At 69.2% G+C, this 21,321-nt stretch carries 20 protein-coding genes; 4 read left to right on the top strand and 16 right to left on the bottom strand.

Annotated elements, in window-relative coordinates:
• Positions 1-130: 130 nt before the first annotated feature.
• From ACWAT3_RS07170 to ACWAT3_RS07150, 5 genes are all read right to left on the bottom strand, one after another.
• Entirely contained in the window at positions 131-1,162 is a 1,032-nt protein-coding gene (locus tag ACWAT3_RS07170) for a peptidase C39 family protein (protein ID WP_460797075.1), read from the bottom strand.
• A 27-nt stretch (positions 1,163-1,189) separates the two neighbouring features.
• Positions 1,190-2,866, bottom strand: a complete 1,677-nt coding sequence (locus ACWAT3_RS07165) for an ABC transporter ATP-binding protein (RefSeq protein ID WP_460797727.1) — start codon at positions 2,864-2,866, stop codon at positions 1,190-1,192.
• 5 nt (positions 2,867-2,871) lie between these two features.
• A complete protein-coding gene (locus ACWAT3_RS07160; protein ID WP_460797073.1) occupies positions 2,872-3,822 on the bottom strand; it encodes an ABC transporter permease in 951 nt (316 codons plus the stop codon).
• Positions 3,819-4,823, bottom strand: coding sequence for an ABC transporter permease (locus tag ACWAT3_RS07155; protein ID WP_460797071.1), 1,005 nt, complete (start codon positions 4,821-4,823; stop codon positions 3,819-3,821). The genes ACWAT3_RS07160 and ACWAT3_RS07155 overlap by 4 nt, the downstream gene beginning before the upstream one ends.
• A 72-nt stretch (positions 4,824-4,895) precedes the next feature.
• Entirely contained in the window at positions 4,896-6,569 is a 1,674-nt protein-coding gene (locus ACWAT3_RS07150) for an ABC transporter substrate-binding protein (RefSeq protein WP_460797069.1), read from the bottom strand.
• Between the two features lie 189 nt (positions 6,570-6,758).
• On the opposite strand from ACWAT3_RS07150, the gene ACWAT3_RS07145 reads away from it, so the two are divergent.
• The gene (locus ACWAT3_RS07145) at positions 6,759-7,652 is read left to right on the top strand and encodes a TIGR01777 family oxidoreductase (protein ID WP_460797067.1); all 894 of its coding nucleotides are present in this window, start codon (positions 6,759-6,761) and stop codon (positions 7,650-7,652) included.
• Positions 7,653-7,671: 19 nt separating this feature from the next.
• Here ACWAT3_RS07145 and ACWAT3_RS07140 read toward each other — a convergent pair whose 3' ends face one another.
• From ACWAT3_RS07140 to ACWAT3_RS07125, 4 genes are read right to left on the bottom strand one after another with little or no spacing between them, the layout of a single operon-like run.
• Positions 7,672-9,138, bottom strand: a complete 1,467-nt coding sequence (locus ACWAT3_RS07140) for a glycoside hydrolase family 3 protein (RefSeq protein WP_460797065.1) — start codon at positions 9,136-9,138, stop codon at positions 7,672-7,674.
• Positions 9,135-9,968 carry a carbohydrate ABC transporter permease gene (locus ACWAT3_RS07135; protein ID WP_460797063.1) on the bottom strand — a complete coding sequence of 278 codons (834 nt, stop codon included), beginning with the start codon at positions 9,966-9,968 and terminating at the stop codon, positions 9,135-9,137. The genes ACWAT3_RS07140 and ACWAT3_RS07135 overlap by 4 nt, the downstream gene beginning before the upstream one ends.
• Positions 9,965-10,942: a carbohydrate ABC transporter permease gene (locus ACWAT3_RS07130; protein ID WP_460797062.1), complete on the bottom strand. Its 978-nt coding sequence runs from the start codon at positions 10,940-10,942 to the stop codon at positions 9,965-9,967. The genes ACWAT3_RS07135 and ACWAT3_RS07130 overlap by 4 nt, the downstream gene beginning before the upstream one ends.
• A gap of 36 nt (positions 10,943-10,978) precedes the next feature.
• On the bottom strand, positions 10,979-12,274 hold the full coding sequence (locus tag ACWAT3_RS07125; RefSeq protein WP_460797060.1) for a sugar ABC transporter substrate-binding protein: 1,296 nt from the start codon (positions 12,272-12,274) through the stop codon (positions 10,979-10,981).
• 137 nt (positions 12,275-12,411) lie between these two features.
• On the opposite strand from ACWAT3_RS07125, the gene ACWAT3_RS07120 reads away from it, so the two are divergent.
• The 3 genes from ACWAT3_RS07120 (at position 12,412) to ACWAT3_RS07110 (ending at position 14,427) form a co-directional block, all read left to right on the top strand.
• Positions 12,412-13,272, top strand: a complete 861-nt coding sequence (locus ACWAT3_RS07120; protein WP_460797058.1) for a spermidine synthase — start codon at positions 12,412-12,414, stop codon at positions 13,270-13,272.
• Positions 13,273-13,364: 92 nt separating this feature from the next.
• Positions 13,365-13,892 carry a hypothetical protein gene (locus ACWAT3_RS07115; RefSeq protein WP_460797056.1) on the top strand — a complete coding sequence of 176 codons (528 nt, stop codon included), beginning with the start codon at positions 13,365-13,367 and terminating at the stop codon, positions 13,890-13,892.
• Between the two features lie 46 nt (positions 13,893-13,938).
• Complete coding sequence (locus ACWAT3_RS07110; RefSeq protein ID WP_460797054.1) at positions 13,939-14,427, top strand: SprT-like domain-containing protein; 489 nt, start codon at positions 13,939-13,941, stop codon at positions 14,425-14,427.
• Positions 14,428-14,433: 6 nt separating this feature from the next.
• Here ACWAT3_RS07110 and ACWAT3_RS07105 read toward each other — a convergent pair whose 3' ends face one another.
• From ACWAT3_RS07105 to ACWAT3_RS07075, 7 genes are all read right to left on the bottom strand, one after another.
• Entirely contained in the window at positions 14,434-15,090 is a 657-nt protein-coding gene (locus ACWAT3_RS07105; RefSeq protein ID WP_460797052.1) for a 2-phosphosulfolactate phosphatase, read from the bottom strand.
• Positions 15,091-15,135: 45 nt separating this feature from the next.
• Entirely contained in the window at positions 15,136-16,608 is a 1,473-nt protein-coding gene (locus tag ACWAT3_RS07100; protein WP_460797051.1) for an ABC transporter permease, read from the bottom strand.
• A complete protein-coding gene (locus ACWAT3_RS07095; protein ID WP_460797049.1) occupies positions 16,605-17,366 on the bottom strand; it encodes an ABC transporter ATP-binding protein in 762 nt (253 codons plus the stop codon). The genes ACWAT3_RS07100 and ACWAT3_RS07095 overlap by 4 nt, the downstream gene beginning before the upstream one ends.
• 81 nt (positions 17,367-17,447) lie before the next feature.
• The gene (locus tag ACWAT3_RS07090) at positions 17,448-18,083 is read right to left on the bottom strand and encodes a response regulator (protein WP_460797048.1); all 636 of its coding nucleotides are present in this window, start codon (positions 18,081-18,083) and stop codon (positions 17,448-17,450) included.
• Entirely contained in the window at positions 18,080-19,312 is a 1,233-nt protein-coding gene (locus ACWAT3_RS07085) for a sensor histidine kinase (protein WP_460797046.1), read from the bottom strand. The genes ACWAT3_RS07090 and ACWAT3_RS07085 overlap by 4 nt, the downstream gene beginning before the upstream one ends.
• Before the next feature lie 50 nt (positions 19,313-19,362).
• Positions 19,363-20,154 carry a class I SAM-dependent methyltransferase gene (locus tag ACWAT3_RS07080; protein ID WP_460797045.1) on the bottom strand — a complete coding sequence of 264 codons (792 nt, stop codon included), beginning with the start codon at positions 20,152-20,154 and terminating at the stop codon, positions 19,363-19,365.
• A gap of 19 nt (positions 20,155-20,173) precedes the next feature.
• Positions 20,174-21,319 carry an AMP-binding protein gene (locus ACWAT3_RS07075; protein WP_460797043.1) on the bottom strand — a complete coding sequence of 382 codons (1,146 nt, stop codon included), beginning with the start codon at positions 21,317-21,319 and terminating at the stop codon, positions 20,174-20,176.
• Between the last annotated feature and the right edge of the window lie 2 nt (positions 21,320-21,321).

Genomic DNA, 21,321 nt, shown 5'->3' with positions numbered 1-21,321 from the left:
CGAGAGCTCAACATCTGCCGACCACCATATGAGGGCAGGGAGATACGAACGCAAAGATCAACTATACGTCGGATTTCACGACATGTCCAGTCGGTCCTTGACCTATTTCGGATGCTGCGGTAAAAGCCGATCAGCCGACGACCACGACCGCGCGGCAGCGGTCCTCCTCGATCGCCGCCATCGCATCCAGCGAGCGATCCGCTACCGGAAGCAGGTGGGCGTCCACCCAGGTGTCGCCGGTTCCCGGCCCAGTCCATGGGTCCTCGATCACCAGTGCACCGGGCACCTCCCCGTGGCACAGTACCCAGTGCGGAACGTCGAAGCCCTGCATGAGATCCAGGGACAGCAGCAGCAGCGCACTTCGCCGTGCCGCCACTGTCGCGCGCACCGCGGACAACGGCATCCGCTCCGCGGAGACGTCCAGCTCGAGAGCCGCGGCCTCCGCTCGTGAGACCCGCTGGAGCTCAGCGCGCCACTGCTGCTCAGACGAAGACAGGTGACCGATCATCAGCGGCCGATCGACGTCGAGCGCGACACCCACGTACTCCTCAGGCCACCTGTTCCGCACGGCAACAGCGAGCCCGACGGGATCACAGGACGGGAAGTTCGTCGCAGCGCGCCACAGCGACAGCTCCGCCGCGCGATTCAGATCGGACGAGTCCACGCGTCCGGCGATCGCCTGCGCCATCAGAGCGACCACTGCTCCGCACGTGAAAGTCTCGGTCTGCCGGTAGTACTGCGGCTCGGTCACCTCCGCATCCACCAGCCAGCGCACATATCCGCGCTCCGGTTCACCGTCCTCGACTCGGTTCTCGGAGGGCGCGGTGAGCACGGCGAATCCCGCCGTCTCGGCATCCTGGGGCGTCGCCGTCCAGCCTTCCCACTTGAGCTGAACGAGTCCGCGCGAACGCGCGAGCTGCGCGGCGACGTCGAGGACGGCCCGCACGTCGCCGACGGCGTCGACGATCTTCAGATAGGCGCAGCCGGAACGGGCCGTGATGAGGGCGAATCCCACCGCAGCGCCGTCCTCATCGATCGCCGCGAGGATCTCAGGCGACCGGGAGGAGCGATCAGCGCTCAGCCAGCGGTCTGCGACCTCGCGCGGGATCGGCACCGCGGGCAGAGCCTCCGGATCGTAGGGGAAGACGGCGACGCGCGGCATCCGTCCAGACTACGGAATCGCCGCGGTTCACGAGGCGATGTTCAGCTCGTTCCCCGGGATCGAGGCGAGCAGCCGACGGGTGTACGGGTCGCGCGGATTGGTGAAGATCTCCTCCGAGCTCGCGGCCTCCACCAGCGCCCCGTCCTTCATGACGCAGACGTAGTCGCTGATCAGCCGGACGACCGCGAGGTCGTGCGAGATGAACAGGTAGCTCAGTCCGTACTCGCGCTGCAGGTCGCCCAGCAGCGTGAGGATCTGGTCCTGCACGAGCACGTCCAGCGCCGACACGGGCTCGTCGCACACGACGAGATCGGGAGACAGCGCGAGGGCGCGCGCGATCGCGACGCGCTGGCGCTGACCACCGGACAGCTCGGACGGGTAGCGCCGCAGCATCGACTGCGGCAGCGCCACGTCGTCGAGCAGGCGGCGGACCCTGGCCCGGCGCTCGGTGCGGCTGCCGCGCTTGTAGACGTCCAACGGCTCCCCGATCAGGCGTTCGATCGTGAACATCGGGTTCAGGCTCGAGTACGGATCCTGGAAGATCGGCTGCACGCGCTGGCGGAACGAGCGGGTCTGGTCCCTCGTCATCCCGGCGATGTCCGTGCCGTCGAATCGGATGGTGCCGCTGGTCGGCTCCACGACCTTCAGCAGCATCCGGGCGGTCGTGGTCTTGCCCGACCCCGACTCCCCCACGATCGCGACGGTCTCGCCGCGCGGGATGGCGAGCGAGACGTCGTTCACCGCGACGAAGTCCTCGCGCCGCCCTCGCACGGGGTAGATCTTCGTGAGGTTCTCGATCTCGACGATGTGGTCGGATGCCGCGGCGGGCGCGGCATCCTCGGCCGGCGGTGCCGCCGGCCGCTCGACGACGGCGGCCTGCGGGATCAACCGGACAGCCGCGACCGATGGCGCCGCGTGCACGAGCGACTGCGTGTAGGAATGCTGCGGGTTCTCGAGGATCTGCTTCGCCGGCCCCTGCTCGACCACCTTGCCGCGGTGCATCACGATGACCCGCTCCGCGCGTTCCGCAGCCAGGCCCAGATCATGCGTGATCAGGAGCACGGCCGTGCCGAGCTCGCGGGTCATCGTCCCGATTTGGTCGAGGATCGTCTGCTGCACCGTGACGTCCAGCGCGCTCGTCGGCTCATCCGCGATCAGCAGCCGAGGGCTGCAGGCGAGCCCGATCGCGATCAGGGCGCGCTGGCGCATGCCGCCGGAGAACTCGTGCGGGTACTGCTTCGCGCGGCGCTCCGGGTCGGGCAGCCCAGCCGCGGTGAGCGCCTCGACGACCTTGGCCGAGACGTTCTGCCTGGTGGCCAGCCCGTGCGCGAGCAGCGTCTCGGCGACCTGCGTGCCGATCTTCGCGACCGGGTTGAGGTTGGACATCGGGTCCTGCGGGACGAGACCGATGTGGCGGCCACGGATCGTGCGCATCTCGTGCTCGGCCGCGTGGGCGATCTCGCGCCCGTCCAGGCGGATACTGCCCGCGGTGACGCGCCCTCCGCCCGCGAGAAGACCGATGATCGCCATGGCGGTCGTCGACTTGCCGGAGCCCGATTCGCCCACGATCGCGACGGTCTGACCCGCGGCGATCTCGAGGTCGACGCCCTCTACGGCGTGGACGACGCCATCCGTGGTGGTGAAGTCGACGGTGAGACCCTCGACCTGCAGCAGCGGCTGCGCGTTCATGTTGTCGTCCTTCATGGCGCTCACCGCGCCCTCGTCCGGGGGTCCATGGCCTCACGCAGAGCCTCGCCGAAGAGCGTGAAGCCCAGTGCGGTCACCGCGATGCAGATGCCGGGCAGGAACGCCAGCCACGGCGCGATCGACAGCTCCGCCTGCGCGTAGGTCAGCATCCGCCCCCACTCGGCCGTCTCCGGGCGTCCGCCGCCGAGACCGAGGAACGAGAGCGCGGCGGCGTCGATGACGGCGGTCGCCAGTGTGAGCGTGCCCTGCACGATCACGGGGCCGATCGCGTTCGGCAGCACGTGCGACATCGTGATGGTGCCGCGGCCGAGACCGAGGGTCTGCGCCGAGAGCACGTACTCGCTCGAGCGCTGCTGCAGCATCGATGCGCGCAGCAGTCGAGCGAAGATCGGCACCTGCGATGCCCCGATGGCGATCATCACCGCATAAGGGGTCTGCCCGAGGATCGCCGCGATCGAGACGGCCAGCAGCAGGTTCGGCACGGACAGGATGATGTCGACGATGCGCATGATCAGCGTGTCGACCCAGCCGCCGAAGGTGCCAGCGATGAGGCCGAGCACCATGCCGCCGACGAGCCCGAGCGCCGTCGAGACGACGCCGACCATGAGCGAGGCCTGCGCACCCCAGATCAGCTTCGACAGCACGTCGCCGCCGAACCGGTCGAGCCCGAGTGGGAATTGCGCCAGTTCGCCCGGCCCGGGGATGTGCGTCGGCGTGATGTACTTCGCGCCGGGCAGAGCGGTCTCCGGATAGGGCGCCAGGATCGGCGCGAGCACGGCGATGAGCAGGAACAGCAGCACGATCGCTGCACCGATCCACGCCGTCGGGTTGTGCCGCAGGCGTCGGAAGACGTCCCGCCAGAAGCCGCCGCTGCTCTTCAGCCCCTCGTGCGCCACCGCGACCGTGTCGATGATGCCGGCGCCCTGCGCCGGAGGGAGGATGGGGGAAGTCATTGGACCCTCACTCTCGGGTCGATCACGCTGTACGAGACGTCCACCGCGAGGTTGATCAGCGCGTAGGCGATCGCGATGAAGATGATGAAGCCCTGCAGCACCGGGAAGTCGCGGGTGAAGATCGCCCGCGCGAGGAACGAGCCGATGCCGGGGAAGGCGAACACCGTCTCGGTGAGGACAGCACCCGAGATCAGCAGCCCGGCCTGCAGGCCGATGGTCGTGATCACGGGCAGCATGGCGTTGCGCAGGATGAACCGACCGCGCAGCACACCGGGTGCGACTCCTTTGGCCCGCCCGGTGCGCACGTAGTCGGCGTTCTGCACTTCGAGGACGCTGGCCCTGGTGATGCGCACGATGATCGCGAGCGGGATGGTGCCGAGCGCGAGCGCGGGCAGGATCAGGTGCAGGATGGCGTCCCACGAGGCATCCAGCTCCCCGGTGATGATGCCGTCCCACACGTAGAACCCGGTGGGGTGCGTCGCGTCTATCCGCGGATCCTGTCTGCCGTCGGCCGGCAGCCAGCCGAGCTGGACGGCGAAGACGTACTTGAGGATGAAGGCGAGGAAGAACACCGGAATGGTGATTCCCACCAGGCTCAAGACGACGGACGCGTGATCACTGAACTTGCCGTGTCGTCGAGCGGCCCAGTAGCCGAGCGGGATGCCGATGCCGATCGCGATGATCAGCGCCGCGACCGAGAGCTCGAGCGTCGCAGGGAAGCGTCGGAGGAACTCCTCGGTGACGGGTCGGTTCGTCTGGATCGAGGTGCCGAAGTCACCCTGGAGGAGTCGCCCGATCCACGTGAAGTACTGCTGGATCAGCGGTTCGTTGAAGCCGTACAGCTCGTTGACGCGTTCGATCGACTCCGGCGTGGCCTTTTCGCCGAGAAGGGCGACCGCTGGGCCGCCGGGGAGGGCCCTGACCCAGGCGAAGAGCAGGATGCTCAGCCCGAACAGGGTGGGGATGAGAAGCAGCAGTCGCCTGCTGATGGTGCGCAGCACGGATAGGTCTCCGGTTTCCGGGTGCGTCCGGTTCCCGTCGCGCTCGGCGCGACGGGAACCGGACGCAGGATGTCACTCGGTCAGGACGATGTCCGTGAAGACCTCGTCGTTCACCGGGCTGGCCGGATAGCTCTCGACCCGCGGGTCGAACGCCAGCGTCGGAGCAGGGTGCGCGAGCGGCACGCCGGGGACGAGCTGCGCGACGTCCTCGTTGATCTGCTCGTACAGGGGCGTCTGCTCCTCGAGGCTCGAGACGCCGCGCGCGTCGGCCAGCTTCTGGAACAGCTCGGGGTTGTCGAAGCCCCACTCCGAGCTCTTCGCACCGAAGAACACGCCGACGAAGTTGTCGGTGTCGTTGTAGTCGCCGGTCCAGCCGAGCAGGTGGATGCCGTGGTCGGCCGTTCCTGTCGTGCGGTCGAGGTAGTCGATCCACTCCTCGGAGACCGGGGTCGTCTCGACGCCGACCTCGGAGAGCTGGGTCGACAGCACGGTGAAGATCTGCTCGGGGTCCGGCATGTACGGCCGCGACACGTTGACCGGGTAATTGAACGTCAGCTTCAGCGGGTTGGCCTCGGTGTATCCGGCCTCCTCGAGCAGCTGCTTGGCCATGTCGGGGTCGTAGTCGTAGGTCGTGACGTCCGGGTTGTAGCCGTTGACGGTGTCCGGCATGAACTCGATCGCCTTCTCGGTGCCCTCAGGCAGCACCTGGGTGATCAGGGCATCCTTGTCGATCGCGTACGACAGCGCCTGGCGCACCTTGACGTCTTGCAGTTCGGGGATCGCCTGGTTGAACGCGAGGTACAGGATCGTGAACGGCGGACGCGACACCATCGTGAAGCCGTCCTCCTCGAGAGCCGCCGTGTCGGCGGGGCCGACCAGGTCGTAGCCGTCGATGTCGCCCGCCTCCAGGGACTGCCGGCGCGCGGTCGGGTCATCGATCGTGCGGAAGATGATCTCCTCGATCTGTCCCTTCTCGCCCCAGTAGTCGTCGTAGGCGCTCAGCGTGACCTGCTCGCCCGGCGCCCATTCGTCGAACTGGAACGGTCCGGTGCCGGCGGGGTGCCCCATGCCGTACTCGGACATCTGCGGGGCATCGGCGGTGCCGCTGACCTCGTCGGCGCCGAACTCGGCCATGGCTGTCGGACTCTGCATGGCGAACGCCGGCAGCGACAGTGCAGGGATGAAGCCGGCGAACGGCTTGTTCAGCGTGATCGTGGCGGTGTACTCGTCATCGGCGGAGCAGGACTTGTACACGGCATCCGCCGCGTTCGATGCGTAGCCGTGGAACAGCTTGGCGTAGTAGTACCCGAACGCCTCGCTGGCGGCGAGGCCGGTCCAGTTGTACCAGCGGTCGAAGTTGGTGCACACGGCCTCGGCGTTGAACGGCGTGCCGTCGTGGAACGTCACGCCCTCCTTGAGGGTGAAGGTGTGCGACATGCCGTCCTCGGCGGATTCCCACGACTCGGCGAGCAGCGGGGCGGGGTCGGCGGTGCCCGGCTCTGTGCCGACGAGGCCCTCGAAGATCTGGCGGGAGACCCGGAAGGTCTCGCCGTCCTGCGCGAACGCGGGGTCGAGGCTGGCCGGATCGGAGGAGGCGGCGAAGATGAAGGTCGAGTCGACCTCACCCGATCCTTCGCCGGCGTCGTCGTCGCGTTCGCTGGCGACGCAACCTGCGAGGAGCAGTGCCGCGACTGCCGTGCCGGCGACGGCGAGGATTCCCCGTCGTCGCAGAGGTGTGTGGTGCATGGGTGATGCCCTTCCCTGTATAGCGCTTCGTTGCGCGCACCGGGAGCGTCGTCGCTCTCGGATACGGTGATCCTTCGACGCTACCCAGCCCGCTTCCGGAATCCAATCCCACGCTCATTGCGATCCGGTATCGGCTGTGTAACGGGTGCAACACATGCGCGGCACACCATCGACGGCTAGGTTCGAGCCATGCGGATCCTCCTCGTCGGCGCCTCCGGCCTCATCGGCTCGGCCACGGCAACCCTCGCCACTCCGACGCACGAGGTGCGCACTCTGGTCCGACGCGATCCGGTGGATGCGACCGAGCGCCGGTGGGATCCGGCGTCCGGTTCGGCCCCGGCGGACAGCATCGCGTGGGCGGATGCCGTCATCAGCCTCTCCGGCGCCAGTCTCTCTCATCTGCCGTGGACCGCGCGGTATCGCGACGAGATCCTCCAAAGCCGCGTGGACGCGACGTCGGCGCTGGCGCGCGCGATCGCGGCCTCCGATTCCCCTCCGCAGGCGTGGATCTCGGCCTCGGCCGTCGGGATCTACGGCGACCGGCCCGGCTCAGAGCTGGACGAGGATGCCGGCCGAGGTTCGGGCTTCCTCGCCGACGTCGTCTCGGCCTGGGAAGAGGCCACGCGGCCGGCCGAGGCGCGCACGCGCGTCGTGCACGCCCGCACCGGTCTGGTGCTCGCCGCCGGCGGTGCGCTCACGCCCCTGATGCTCACCACGCGTCTCGGCCTCGGGGCGACGGTCGGCGATGGCAGGCAGCACTGGCCGTGGATCGCGCTCGAGGACGAGGCCCGTGCTCTGCTGCATCTCGCGACCGCCTCGTCGCTCGCCGGCGCCGTCAACCTCGTCGCCCCGGCCCCGGCCACGGCGAAGGACGTCACCCGAGCACTCGCGCACGCCATGCACCGACCGCATCTCTTCCGTTTGCCGGCGTTCGCGCTGCGCGCCGGCATGGGCACCGCAGCGGAGGAACTGCTCCTGGCGGATCAGCGCGCGGTGCCGCGGCGGCTGCTCGCTGACGGCTTCGCGTTCCGGCACACGACGGCGGATGCCGCGATCGCCGCCGCGCTCAGCGCCCGCCGTTGAACGGGGTCCTCCCGCTCGTTCAGCGAACGAGCAGATCGTGGACGACCTGAGCCGAGATCCGGCTCGCGGCGCCCGCATCGACGAACGGCAGCGGCAGCGTCCCGCTGACGGGCAGCCCGACGTTCACCACGATCGCCTCGGCATCGAGCCCCGCCGCCCGCTCGATGAGCGCGCGCTGGGCCGGCTCGACCTCAGGGCGGTCCACCAGCAGCACGAGGCGTCCGCCTGCGGCGAGTGCGGTCTTCAGTGCGGCGTCGCGCTCGGCATCCGTCGCCCGTTCGGCATCCAGGCGCACCCGGAATCCGTCCCCGGCGAGCGCGTCGGCCACGTAGCCGGCCGCACTGTCGACCGCGAGGGTCGATCGCCTGCGGGCGTCGACGACGGCGACCGAGGAAACCGCGACGATCGGCCCTCCGACCACCCGCAGAGCGCGGCGGACGATCTCCGCCGCGTCGTACGGCGCTGCCGGCACCGGCGTCGCGGCGCGCAGCTTGGCCGCCAGCGCCCGAACGCGATCACGCGCCTGCTCGACGCGCTCGCGCGACAGCGTTCCGTCCCGCAGCGCGGCGACGATCGCCTCGCGCGCGGTGAAGAAGTCGCGCTCGTCCTGATCCGGCAGCGCTGCGGCACCGGGGTTGGTCGGATTCCCGATGCAGAGCAGGTCGGCGCCGGCGGCGAGCGCCTGCACGGCTCCCCCGCCGATCCCGACGCTCTCGCGGATGGCGGCCATGTCGAGCGCATCCGTGATGATCACTCCCTCGAAGCCCAGCGCGCGCAGCGTGCCCAGCACGAGCGGATTCAGGGTCGCGGGCTTCTCGCCCCAGGCCGGGACGACGATGTGGGCGGTCATGACGGTGTCGACTCCGGCCGCGACGGCGGCGCGGAACGGTTCGAGGTGCACGTCCTCGATCTCACGCGTCTCCAGCGTGATCACCGGCAGCGCGTGATGGGAGTCCAGATGCGTATCGCCGTGGCCGGGGAAGTGCTTGACGCACGCCGCGACGCCACCCGACTGGATGCCGTCGACGACCGCTGCCGTGTGCCGCGAGACGAGCGCGGCATCCGCCCCGAACGAGCGCACCCCGATGACCGGGTTGCGCGGGTCGGTGTTGACATCGGCCACAGGGCCGAGCACGACGTCGACGCCGGCGGCTCGCACCCGCTCGGCCAGCGCGGCGCCGGTCGCCCTGCTCACGTCGACGTCGTCGACGGCCCCGAGCTGCGCAGCGCCGGGCAGGGTCGATCCGGTCGCGGCTTCGAGACGCGTGACGCTGCCTCCCTCCTCGTCGATGCCGATCAGGGCGTCGGGGTGGGCTTCATGCAGAGCAGCGCTCAGCTCCGTCATCCGATCGGAGATGTTCTGACCGAAGTACACGACCCCGGCGAGTCCGTCGCGGAGCTCGGCGAGCAGCCACTCCGGCGCCTCGGTGCCGAGGAAGCCGGGCCACAGGACGGCGTTGGCGAGGCGGGTGAGCTCGTCGCTCATCCCTTCACGGCTCCGGAGACGAGACCGGCCGAGAGCCGCCGCTGCACGATCACGAAGAAGATCATGACCGGGATCGTGATGATCGTCGACGCCGCCATGATGCTGCCCCAGTCGTTCGAGTGCAGCCCGAAGAAGGACTTGAGGCCGATCGCGACGGTGTACTGGTCGGACGCGCCGCCGAGCATCGTCATCGCGAAGATGAACTCGTTCCACGCGGTGATGAAGCTGAACACGCTGGTGGCCACGAGACCGGGCATCACGAGCGGCAGCAGCACCGAACGGAACATCCGCCACCAGCTCGCGCCGTCGATGTAGGCCGCCTCCTCGAGCTCGATCGGCACCGCCGCGACGAAGCCCCGCAGCATCCAGATGCCGAAGGCGAGCGAGAGGGCGATGTACACGATGATCAGACCGAGCAGCGTGTTCAGCAGCCCGAAGCTCTTCACCTGCAGGAACAGCGGGATCACGAGCGCCTCTAGCGGCACCATCTGCACGACCAGGATCATCATCAGGATCGTGGTGCGGAACTTGAAGCGGAAGCGCGCCACTGCGACGGCGGCGAGAAGACACACCAGCGCGCTGACGAGCACCGTGGCGATCGCGACGATCGCGGAGTTGCGCAGGTAGACCGCGAATCCGCCGTCCGTGAGGACGTAGGCGAAGTTGTCCCAGGTGAACTCCTGCGGCAGGAACGACTGCCCGCCGCTGGAAGCCTTGCCGTCGAATGCGCTGGAGATCATCCAGTACACCGGGAACAGGGTGAAGATCAGCACGGCGGCGACGGCGATGCCGGTGCCGGTGCGGGAGAGGACGGACCGACGGGTGCTCACAGCTCGTCCTCCTTCATGAGCGAACGGATGTACACGATCGTGATGCCGATCAGCACGAGCGTCAGCAGCACGGCCAGTGCGGCGCCGAAGCCGTAGCGGTTCTGGCCGAACGATTCGACGTACGACCACACGCCGAGATTCAGCACTGTGCGATTCGAGCCGGAGCCGCCGGGCATCAGGTAGACCTGAGCGAACACCTTGAAGTCCCAGATCGTGGACAGGATGATGACGACCGAGAACACCGGACGCAGCGTCGGGAAGATGATCTGCCAGAAGCGGCGCCACGCGCCCGCGCCGTCGAGCGCCGCGGCCTCGAGCATCTCCTTGGAGACGCCGAGGAGACCGGCCAGGACCGTCACGGCGACGAACGGGAAGCCGTGGTGCACGACGTTCAGCAGCACGATGGCATAGAACGACCACTGGTTCGTGAACCAGTTCACGGGGCCGTCGATGAGGCCCAGATCCAGCAGCATGGCGTTGAAGATGCCGTGGTCGGCATCGAAGATGAATGTCCACACGTACGTGCCGGTCACTGCGGGCATCGCCCACGCGATCATGATGCAGCTGGAGACGATCGTGCGCCATACGGTGCCGAGTCGCGCGAGCAGCAGCGCGACGAGCGTGCCGAGGGCGACGGTCGTGAACACCGCGACGGCGGCGAAGCCGACGGTGTTCGGCAGGACGACACTCCACAGCGTGGAGTCCGTGACCGCCTCGATGTAGTTGTCGAGCCCGATGAAGTTCGGTTCGCCCGTGTTGATCTCGCGCAGACCGTAGTCCTGCAGCGAGTACAGGAACACCTGCACGAGCGGCCAGAGCATGAGCCCCGCCAGGAGGATCAGCCCCGGGGCCAGCAGGACCCACGGCCGAGCCTTCGCCCAGGTGAGGACTCGATTCTTCCGAGCACCGGCCTCGGAGGCGGGGGTGGTCCCCGCCTCCGAGGTGGTCGGCGTCGGTGCGTGCACCATCGACATGAAGGAGGACGTCCTTTGGTAGTGGTGCTGCTCGGATTACTGGTTGAGCAGCTCGGTCATCTCGGTCGCAGCGTCCTTCGTCGCGGTCTCGACGTCCTTCTGACCGCTGAGGATCGACTGCATCATGGCGTTGGTCGTCTTCTTTGCCTGGACGGCGCCGAAGTTCGGCGTGACAGGGACGGACCCGCCGCCCTCGACCATCTGCTGCGCGAACGGAGCCACCAGCGGATCGGTGGATGCGAGCGCCTCTTCCATGGCGGACTGGACGCCGGGGAAGTAGCCGGTCTCGTTCGCCCACTTCTCGGCGAACTCGCCCGTGGTCATGAGCTCGACGAGCTGCCAGGCGAGGTCCGCGTTCTCGGTCGTGTTGAAGACCGAGAGGTGCGATCCGCCGAGAACGGAGGGCGCGATGCCGCCGTCCTTGCCGGGGATGACCGCCGCGCCGAGCTTGCCCTCGAGGTCGGGGTTGGCCTCGAGAATGGCGTTCGGCGTCCACGAACCGGACAGCATCATCGCGACGTTGCCGGCGACGAACGCGTCACGCAGGTCCGTCTCCTTCCACGTCGTGGCGCCGGCCGACGAGAAGCCGTGCTCCGTGGCCAGGTCGGTGTAGAACTGGATGCCCTCCTGCGACTCCGCGCTGTCCAGCTCGCTGGTCCAGGTGTCGCCGTCCTGCGTGGCGATCTCGCCGCCGGCGCCCCAGACCCAGGGGTAGACCTGGAACTCGGCGTCGCCGGGAACGGGGAACGGCATGATCTCGGGGTGCGCGGCCTTGATCGCCTCGCCGGCGGTGATGATGTCATCCCAGGTCTTCGGCGCCTCGAGGCCGAGCTCCTCGAAGATGTCTGCGCGGTAGATGATCGAGCGCACGCCCGCGTACCAGGGCATGCCGTACAGCTCCTCGTCGTAGGTGCCCGCGACTTCGAGCCCCTCGACGAGGTCGTCGCGCAGGCCGTTCTCGGCATCCACGTACTCGTCGATCGGCAGCAGCGCGCCCGCATCGGCGAACTCCGCCGTCCAGGTGGTGCCGGTCTCGGCGATGTCCGGGGTGGTGCCGCCGGCGATCGAGGTCACGAAGCGGTCGTGCGCGTCGGCCCACTGGACCTCCTCGAACTCGACCTTCGCACCGGTCTCCTCTTCGAACGCCGTGGCGACCTCGTCGAGGAACGCAGTGGAGTCCGGGTTCGTGCCCTGCATGATCCAGACGTTGAGGGTCTTGCCCTCGCCGCTGGCGCTGTCGCCATCGCCGGAACCGCTGTCGCCGGAGCAGGCGGCCAGGCCCAGCGTCGCCGTGACGCCGAGCGCCACGAGGGGAAGAATGCGCTTCTTCATCGGGTGAATCTCCTCATTGAAAACGTCCTCGGCACGCTGGGATGCATGTCGATCAGGAAAAAGTATTCACGACTAACAAACTCGCTGCAACTTCTCACGGGGATCGTCACAGAGACGTAACACGTACTCTGGAGCGCATGGGACGATCGCGCGCACGGGATGTCGTGCATCCGACGGCACGCCTCGACCACGGCGGAATCGCCTCGATCGAACCGAGCGAGTTCACCAGCGGATTCGAGCTCATCGTCGACGGGACGCCGCAGTCGCACGTCGATCTGGACGACCCGACGCACCTGCATTTCGAATACATCGTGCGGATGGGAGCCGTGATCGACCAGCTCTCAGGGGCGGCACTGTCCGCCGTGCACCTCGGTGCAGGCGCATTGACGATCCCCCGCTACATCGAGGCGACGCGGCCGGGTTCACGACAGCAGGTGATCGAGCTGGAGGCGCCACTCGCGAGCCTCGTCCGCGAGCACCTCCCCCTGCCGAAGGGCGCGGCGATCCGCATCCGCATCGGCGATGCGCGCGAGGGTGCGAAGCGTCTGCCACCGGCCATGACCGGCGCCGTCGACCTCGTCGTGTCCGACGTGTACTCCGGCGCGCAAACGCCGGCGCATCTGACCAGCGTCGAGTTCTACCGCGAGCTGTCAGGGCTCCTCGCACCGGGCGGCGTCCTGCTCGTCAACGTCGCGGATGGCCCCGGCCTCGCCTTCGCCCGCCGCCAGGTCGCGACGATCTCGGACGTGCTGCCCGAAGTGGCCGTCCTCGCCGATACGCAGGTGCTCAAGGGACGCCGGTTCGGCAATCTGGTGATCGCAGCATCCGCCTCTCCCCTGCCGACCGAATGGCTGCCGCGGATCCTGGCAGCGAGCCCGCACCCGGCCAAGATCGCGCAGGGTGCCGAGGTGTCCGCTTTCGCGCAGGGCGCTCGGATCGTGACGGATGCCGATGCGACCGCCTCTCCGAAGCCCGACGCGTCGATCTTCCTGCGCTGAGCGGCGTCCGATCTCGGCATCCGGGGCGTGCCGCCCCTCCCGTATCGCGAGTGCCGGGCAGACTGGATGACGGCGCTGCGGAAGGGAGAGCAATGAGTTACATCCGGGGTTATGACTCCGACACCCTTCGGGAACGGGTCGATCCGCTCGAATGCGAACGACGCCTCGCGGAGATCGAATCCCAGCGGAGCCTGCCGGCGATGCTGGAGCGGGTCTGGCTGCTGAAGGTGCTCGATCGGCTGGACGAGTCGCTGGTCCTCGCCGACGCGGCCGTGCGTCAGGCCCGAATGGCCGGCACCCGCAAGGATGTGCTGCGCGCCCGCGTCCTGCACGCCACGATCCTGCAGTACCGCGGGGCTCACGCCGCCGCCGACCAGGAGCTCGCCACGTGCGCGGATGAGGCCGAGGGGCAGCGCTGGGCGTCGATCGCCGCGTTCGCCCACCAGCATCGGGGCAAGAACGCCCTGGAGGCCGGCGACTTCGAGCAGGCGAAGGAGAGCTTCAAGCGCTCGCTGTTCCTGCGGCGCGAGACCGGCGCCGATGACCGGGATCTCGAGACCGTCCTGCTCGCGATCGAGACCGTCGAACGACGCCGCGTGGAGTCACCAGTCGCCATCTGACGCCTCCGTCGACGCCGATGTCCGCGGCGTGATCTACCCTGAGCGTATGGCGGAATTGGACCGTGTGCGCATCTGGGCCGACGCGCTCATCCGGATGCATCTGGACGACACATGGACGTTCGGATTCGACAACGCGAAGCGCCGTGCGGGGCAGTGCGATTACCGCACCAAGCGCATCACGGTCTCGCGCTATCTCGCCGCCCGGTTCGATGACGACGAGATCCATCAGGTGCTGCTGCATGAGGTCGCGCACGCCCTCGCGGGACACCAGGCGGGGCACGGCGCACGCTGGCAGCGGGTCGCTCAAGACCTCGGCTACGTCGGCGGCACGACTCATCACGGCGAGACCGCGACCGAGCTCGCCCCCTGGGTGGGGCGCTGCCCTGCCGGTCACGTGACCTACCGGCACCGCAGCCCGACGCGCGCCACGAGCTGCGCCAAGTGCTCGCGCGATTACGATCCGCGGTTCCAGTTCGAGTGGACGCGGCGCGAGATCACGGCGGCGACCAAGCTCGCCGCCCAGACCCCGCGCTGATCGCGTTCAGGCGAACCGGACGAAGACTCCGTCGCGGAGCACGGGCACGGTATCGGTCGCGTCGATCTCGGCGGCTGCGGCCGTGCTCGTCGGCGTGGTTCCGGATGCTTCCATGCGCGCCGTCGCGGCGACGCCGTCCGCGAGCTCCCGCCCTGATCCGCATGCCGCCAGCAGATGCCGCACGGCACGGCGCAGCCCCCGCGCCGATTCGCACGCGGCCGCCGCCTCGGGAGACGTGTGGTCGATGCCGAGGTCGCTGAGCGCAGCGATGATCGCGCCGGCGCCGAGATGGTCCTCGACCGCGAAGCGCAGACCGCCGTCCGGTGTGCGCTCCCCCGCAGCGATCACCGACACGGGGGTGCGCTGCTGCCGCCGATCCTGGATCGCCAGCACGGCGCGCGCCACGGCTGAGGCATTGCGCAGGCAGCCGATCAGCACGGTCTCTGCGCGTGCGGAAGCGGTGACCGCCGCTCCGTTCGGCGACCAGCCGATGGCGCTGGCGAGCTCGAGCGAGGATCCGGCGTCCACAGCATCCGTCACGGTCGACGAGAAGCGCAGCACGTCGACGACCACGACGATGTCCGCGGGTGCCAGTCGCTCGATTCCGGCGACTCCCCAATCGAGGCGGACCTGATACGCGGACTGGTCGAACGGCTGAGGCATCCTCTCAGCCTATTCGCCTCGCGAGACGGGCCGCGGGCCCCAGCGTCAGTCGACGGCGAGGGCCTCGACCGGGGCGACGCGCGTGGCGAGACGGGTCGGGGTCGCCGCGGCGACGAGGGTCAGCGCGGCGGTCGCGACGACGATGACCGCCACCGGGATCCACGGCACGGCGGGGGCGACCAGTCCGGCGGTCTGCTCGAACAACGGGGGCATGCGCACGGATCCCAGCAGGGACTGCGCGGCGATCCAGCCGTACAGCACCCCGAGCACGAGGCCGGTGGCGGTCGCCGTGATCGTGATGTGCGCCGCCTCCAGCAGTATCATCCGGCGCACCTGGCGGTTCGACAGCCCGATCGACCGCAGCAGCCCCAGCTCCCGACGCCGCTGCACGACGCCGATGGTGAGCAGGTTCACGAGTCCGACCGCGGCGATCATCGCGGAGATCCCGACGAGCACCATCATGACGGCGGCGAAGCTGTCCATGATGACCGTGAACTGCGCATCCAGTGCGCCGCCGCCTGCCGTGGTGAGCAGCGCCTTCACCGATTCGAGCGCGACCGCGAACATCGTCACGAGCGTCACGCCCATCACCACACCGATCGCCATGCGGCTCGAGCGCTCCGGATAGCGCAGGGCGTTCTCGGCCGCGAGCGTCGCGGTCGCCGAACCGCCGAAGAGCCGGCCGACCAGGCGCAGCACCGGGGGCATGAACAGCACGGCTCCGAGCGACAGCCCGGTGAAGGACAGCAGTCCCCCGACGAAGGCGATGATCACTCCGAGCGGCGTGACGAGCCCGACCATGATGCCGAAGACGAGCAGCGCTGCGCCGACGATCAGCAGGATCAGCGCACCCACGTGCCTGGCAGGGCGGGCGGCCGCATCCTCGTGGGTGCGCTCGACCGAACTGCCGATCGCCTGCAGCGGCGTGACGGTCAGCACCCGTCGGGAGCCGGCCCAGGCGGCCGCCCAGGTGGTGAGCGCGACCCCCGCCGCGGGAATGAGGATGCCGAACTGAGCGAGCGAGAAGTCGGGAAGCTCTCCGAGCAGCCGGTCGGCGAGCACCAGGCCGAACACGGAGATCAGCATGCCGACGGCGATGCCGATGACGGCGCCGATGAGACCGACGACGAGGCCCTGGCGTGCGACCTCAGATCGCTGCGACTGCGCGGTCGCACCGATCAGCCGCATGAGCGCGATCCTTCTGACGCGCCCGGCGATGATCGTCGAGAACGTGTTCGCCGTGACGATCGCCGCGACGTAGAGCGCGACCCCGATCAGCAGGACGCTCAGGATCGCGACGACGACCGCGAGCGTTCCGCTGTCGCCGATGTACGGATCAGCCTTCAGCATCACGCCGATGTACGCGGTGGCCTCGACCAGTACGACACCGAAAGCCGAGGCAAGACCGGCGACGAGGACGCTCGCCCCCATGCCGCGGTCGCGCAGCCCCCCGAGCCGTGGGCCGGTCCGTGCGGTGTCGGCGATCACGGATGCCGGGGTCGCCGCCACCGTGGTCATGCCGCGACCTCCGCGGCGAGCATGTACGCCGCGATCTGCTCGGCGCTCTGCTTCGGGTGATCGGCGACGATGCGTCCGTCCCCGAGGTACAGCACGCGGTCGGCGTGGCTGGCGGCGATCGCGTCATGCGTGACCATGGCGATCGACTGCCCGTGCTCGCGGCTGGCCTCGGAGAGCAGCTGCAGCACCTCGCGTCCCGTCCTCGAATCGAGGTTGCCCGTCGGTTCGTCGGCGAAGACGAGATCGGGGGCGGTGGCGAGCGCACGGGCGATCGCGACGCGCTGCTGTTGCCCTCCGGACAGCTCGTGCGGACGGTGCCGCAGGCGCGAGGCGAGCCCGAGCGTCTGGACCAGTCCATCGATGCGGGCGCGCTCGATCGCACTCGGACGGCGTCCGTCGAGCTCGAACGGCAGCATGATGTTGCCGATCGCATCGAGCGTCGGCACGAGGTTGAACGCCTGGAAGATGAAGCCGACGCGGCGACGGCGCAGGATCGTCAGGTCGAGGTCGCCGAGGCCGGTGATCTCGGTGTCGCCGATCCACGCGCGCCCCTCGGTGGGGGCGTCGAGGCCGGCCATGATGTGCATCAGGGTCGACTTGCCTGAGCCGGACGGGCCCATGATGGCGGTGAACTGTCCACGGCGGATGCCGACGCTCACGCCGTCGAGCGCGTGCACAGTGCTGTCGCCGGAGCCGTAGGACTTCTTCAGATGCTGGACGCGGGCGGCGAGCCCCAGGTCGGTGGTCGTGATCTCCATGCTGACCACGTTAGGAATCCGGCATCCCTCCGCACATCGCCCGCCCGACGCATTCGGCGTACATCGGAAGGATGATCCCGTTCAGGCCAGCCCGTGCTCGAAGGCGAACACGACCAGCTGCACGCGATCGCGCAGACCCAGTTTCGTGAGGATGCGACTGATGTGCGTCTTCACGGTCGCCTCGCTGAGGAACTCCCGCGACGCGATCTCGGCGTTCGAGAGTCCACGGGCGGCGAGCGCGAAGATCTCCCGCTCTCGGTCGGTGAGCTCGCCATAGGACGCCGGGACCGGCTTGGACTCCTCCGCGAAATGCGCGAACAGATCACGGGTCGCGGATGCCGCGATCACACTGGATCCCGCATGCACGGTCCGGATCGCGGCGAGCAGGAACTCGGGATCGGCATCCTTGAGGAGGAAGCCGCTGGCCCCCTGGCGGATGGCCTTGGCTGCTGCTTCATCGAGGTCGAACGTCGTGAGCATGACGACCTTCGGCGGATCCGGTTGGGCGAGCAGCTCGCCGGTGGCGGTGAGGCCGTCCATCACCGGCATCCGGATGTCCATCAGGACGACGTCCGGGCGAGTCGCGGCGATCACCGCCAGCGCTTCGCGGCCGTCGCCGGCTTCCCCCGCGACCTCGAGATCGGGCTGGGAGTCGACGAGCATCCGGATGCCGGCGCGGAACAGCCCCTGGTCGTCGACGAGCACGACGCGGATCATGAGTCCCCTCTCCCGGCGACCGATGCGCCGGTTCCATCCTGCCCGGCATCCGCTGCCCCCACGGGCAAGCGCGCACGGACCACGAAGCGTCCATTTTCGCGTTCGGCGCGCAGGACTCCGCCGACGAGCTGCGCGCGTTCGCGCATGCCGATGATCCCGTGTCCACCGCCGAGGCTCTGGGCCATCGACTCGTCGACCGGGTTGGCGACCGTGATGTCGACGAAGTCCCGGTGCCAGGCGAGGTGTATCTCGACCGACTGGCCGTCGCCGTGGCGCAGAGCGTTGGTGAGCGCCTCCTGAAGGATCCGATAGATCGCGAGCTGGAGGCCACCGGGGAGATCTTCCGGCGGCATCGGATCGACGGTCACCCGCGGCTCGATGCCCGCCAGGCGCACGTGCGCGAACAGCGTCTCGAGATCGGCGAGCGTGGGCTGCGGTCCGTCGCCCTGCCGATGTCGCAGCTGGGTCAGGAGCATCCGGACGTCCGACAGAGCACCGCGCGCGGTCTGGGCGATCGTCGTCAGCGCGGCCGGCGCGGCATCCGGATCCACGGCCGCGGCGTAGCGGGCGCCGTCCGCCTGCGCGATGACCACGGCGAGCGAATGGGCGACGATGTCGTGCATGTCGCGGGCTATGCGCACCCGCTCCTGCTCCTCGGCTGTCGCGGCCTCGGCGCGCATCTGGGCGTCGCGGATGCGGCGCGAGCGCAGCACCATGCGCCATCCGAATCCGGCCACCCACGCGAAGCCCAGTGCCAGCACCGACACCAGCACGAGCAACGTTGCCGCGGCGAACGTGATCCCGAAGCCTCCGGAGGACGCACCGTTGAAGAACGAGATGTACAGCCCAGCCACCACAGCGCCGACGCCGGCGGAGATGAGCCCTGCCCACATCACACGGCGCGAGCCCCAGGCCGCGGTCGCGTACAGCACCATGAGGATCGCGATGTTGAACGGCAGCGGCGAGAGCCCGCCTAGCATCTGCACGATCGCGCCGACCCACGCCACCGCGAGCGCGATCCCCGGTGCGAGCCTGCCGATGGCGACCGCACCGCACTGGATGGCTCCGGCGAGCACCATCGCCGCGACACCGACCGCTTCGGAGACGCCGATGAAGCTCAGGGTCCCCGGCGCGTAGAACGCCAGCGATACGGGCATCAGGATCACGAACAGCAGCACGGCCCCGACGATGTCGAGGACGAGGGCGGTGCGGGACAGCGGGCGGATCACCCTCTCACGCTACGCGAGGGCGTCGAGCGCGGCATCCGCCTGGCGATGTATCAGACGCTGGCGATGATCTCCCCGTGCGGGACGAGGTACCAGCCGTCCTCGGCATCCGCCCATGCCTTCCAACCGGCGCTCATGCGCTCGAGGTCTTCGCGCGTGGCGATCCCGGTGTCGACTGCCTGGCGCGCGAGTGCGGATTCCAGGATGCGGTCGGCCCACATCCCGCCCCACCAGGCCCGATCCTCCGGCGTCGCGTAGCACCAGGTCGAGACGGTCGCGGTGACGTCGTCGAAGCCGGCGGCCTTCGCCCACGAGAGCAGCCGGCGCCCGGCATCCGGCTCTCCCCCGTTCGCGCGGGCGGCCGCGTGGTACAGCGCGAGCCATTCGTCGAGCGCGGGGATCAGCGGGAACCAGATGAAGCCGGCGTAGTCGGCGTCGCGCGCGGCGACGACGCCGCCCGGCTTGGTGACGCGGCGCATCTCCCGCAGCGCCTGCACGGGGTCTGCGACGTGCTGGAGCACCTGGTGCGCGTGCACGACGTCGAAGCTGTCATCGGCGAAGCTCAGTGCGTGCACGTCCTCGACCGAGAAGTCGAGATTCGCCAGGCCGCGGTCGGCGGCGGCGCGCTGCGACAGCGCGAGAGCCGCTTCGTCGATCTCGGTCGCCGTGACGTGCGCGACCTGCTCGGCGAATTCCACCGTGATCGTGCCCGGCCCTGCGCCCACGTCGAGGAGCGTCGCGTCCGGCGCGAGGAACGGTCGGAGGTACTCCGCCGAGTTCGCGATCGTGCGGTTGTTGTGAGACCGCAGCACTGTTTCGTGATGCCCGTGGGTGTATGTCGCCATCAGCCCAGTGTGGCACCGGTCAGCGCAGCTGACCCGCCAGGCGACCGATCGCGTCCCGGTCCGGCTTGCCGCTCGGGAGTGTCTGCAGTTCGTCGACGAGCACGAGGCGCGCGGGGCGCGCGTGCTTGCCGATCTCGGTCGCGACCGCTTCACGCGCATGCTCGAGCTGCTCGGCCTCGCTGCGGCGCAGCGCCTCGCCGCGCACAGCGACGATGACCGACGCCTCGCCCCACCGTTCGTCCTCGACGCCGACGACGACGGCCGAGGTCAATCCAGGAACGCGGCGCACGATTCTCTCGACCCGATCGAGCGACACGTTGATGCCGCCCGAGACGATCACGTTGTCCGCGCGCCCGTGGACCAGGACGACGCCGTTCTCGACGAAGCCCAGATCTCCCGTGCGGTACCACCGGATGCCCAGCTCATCCCGCTCGAACGTGCGGGCGGTGAGCACGGCGTCGTCGAGGTAGCCGTCGGCGAGCATCGGACCTGCGATGCGCAGTTCGCCGTCCACGACGTGGACGTTCACGGTGTCGAGCGGGATGCCGTCGTACACGCATCCACCGCTCGTCTCCGTCGAGCCGTACGTGCGCACGAGGTGCGCCCCGGCATCCGCCGCTCGCTCGCGCAGCACCTCGGGCAGCGCCTGTCCGCCGACGAGGATCGCCCGGTAGGACTGCAGCGCGGCGCGCACACCCGGTTGGTCCACGGCATCGAGGAGACTCGCGACCTGTGCAGGCACCAGCGACGTGAACAGCGCGTCGTCCCGACCCGTGCGCAAGTTCCTGAGCGTGGCCTCGGCGAACGCGAGCGGCGAGAAAGCGCCGGACAGGACGACGGGCTCGGTCCCGGCGAGGATCGACCGCACGAGCACCTGCAGACCGGCGACGTAGCCGCCGGGCAGCGCCAGCAGCCAGCGGCCGGCGCCGACCCGCTCGGCTGTGGCCTCGGCCCCGGCCCGCAGCGCTTCGCCGCTGAGGACCACGCGCTTCGGGATGCCGGTGGACCCCGACGTCCCGATCACGACGGCTGTGCCGTCCGGCACGGAATCCGGCTGTTCGCCCAGCATCCCGAGCCCGAGCGCGGGCCCGCCGTCCAGAGCACGCCGCAGCTGTTCGGCGAGAACATTCGGGTCCTCGGCAGAGGTGGCGATCAGGCTGGTCATGG

The sequence above is a fragment of the Microbacterium sp. GXF0217 genome (assembly GCF_054798195.1).
This window is presented reverse-complemented; position numbering and strand designations above follow the sequence as displayed.

Coding starts and splice junctions, on each gene's coding strand:
- ACWAT3_RS07160 (WP_460797073.1), bottom strand. CDS start 3,822: ATGACTTCCCCCATCCTCCCTCCGGCGCAGGGCGCCGGCATCATCGAC.
- ACWAT3_RS07145 (WP_460797067.1), top strand. CDS start 6,759: ATGCGGATCCTCCTCGTCGGCGCCTCCGGCCTCATCGGCTCGGCCACG.
- ACWAT3_RS07075 (WP_460797043.1), bottom strand. CDS start 21,319: ATGACCAGCCTGATCGCCACCTCTGCCGAGGACCCGAATGTTCTCGCC.
- ACWAT3_RS07130 (WP_460797062.1), bottom strand. CDS start 10,942: ATGTCGATGGTGCACGCACCGACGCCGACCACCTCGGAGGCGGGGACC.
- ACWAT3_RS07100 (WP_460797051.1), bottom strand. CDS start 16,608: ATGACCACGGTGGCGGCGACCCCGGCATCCGTGATCGCCGACACCGCA.
- ACWAT3_RS07095 (WP_460797049.1), bottom strand. CDS start 17,366: ATGGAGATCACGACCACCGACCTGGGGCTCGCCGCCCGCGTCCAGCAT.
- ACWAT3_RS07125 (WP_460797060.1), bottom strand. CDS start 12,274: ATGAAGAAGCGCATTCTTCCCCTCGTGGCGCTCGGCGTCACGGCGACG.
- ACWAT3_RS07140 (WP_460797065.1), bottom strand. CDS start 9,138: ATGAGCGACGAGCTCACCCGCCTCGCCAACGCCGTCCTGTGGCCCGGC.
- ACWAT3_RS07105 (WP_460797052.1), bottom strand. CDS start 15,090: ATGCCTCAGCCGTTCGACCAGTCCGCGTATCAGGTCCGCCTCGATTGG.
- ACWAT3_RS07090 (WP_460797048.1), bottom strand. CDS start 18,083: ATGATCCGCGTCGTGCTCGTCGACGACCAGGGGCTGTTCCGCGCCGGC.
- ACWAT3_RS07165 (WP_460797727.1), bottom strand. CDS start 2,866: ATGAAGGACGACAACATGAACGCGCAGCCGCTGCTGCAGGTCGAGGGT.
- ACWAT3_RS07120 (WP_460797058.1), top strand. CDS start 12,412: ATGGGACGATCGCGCGCACGGGATGTCGTGCATCCGACGGCACGCCTC.
- ACWAT3_RS07170 (WP_460797075.1), bottom strand. CDS start 1,162: ATGCCGCGCGTCGCCGTCTTCCCCTACGATCCGGAGGCTCTGCCCGCG.
- ACWAT3_RS07110 (WP_460797054.1), top strand. CDS start 13,939: ATGGCGGAATTGGACCGTGTGCGCATCTGGGCCGACGCGCTCATCCGG.
- ACWAT3_RS07150 (WP_460797069.1), bottom strand. CDS start 6,569: ATGCACCACACACCTCTGCGACGACGGGGAATCCTCGCCGTCGCCGGC.
- ACWAT3_RS07115 (WP_460797056.1), top strand. CDS start 13,365: ATGAGTTACATCCGGGGTTATGACTCCGACACCCTTCGGGAACGGGTC.
- ACWAT3_RS07080 (WP_460797045.1), bottom strand. CDS start 20,154: ATGGCGACATACACCCACGGGCATCACGAAACAGTGCTGCGGTCTCAC.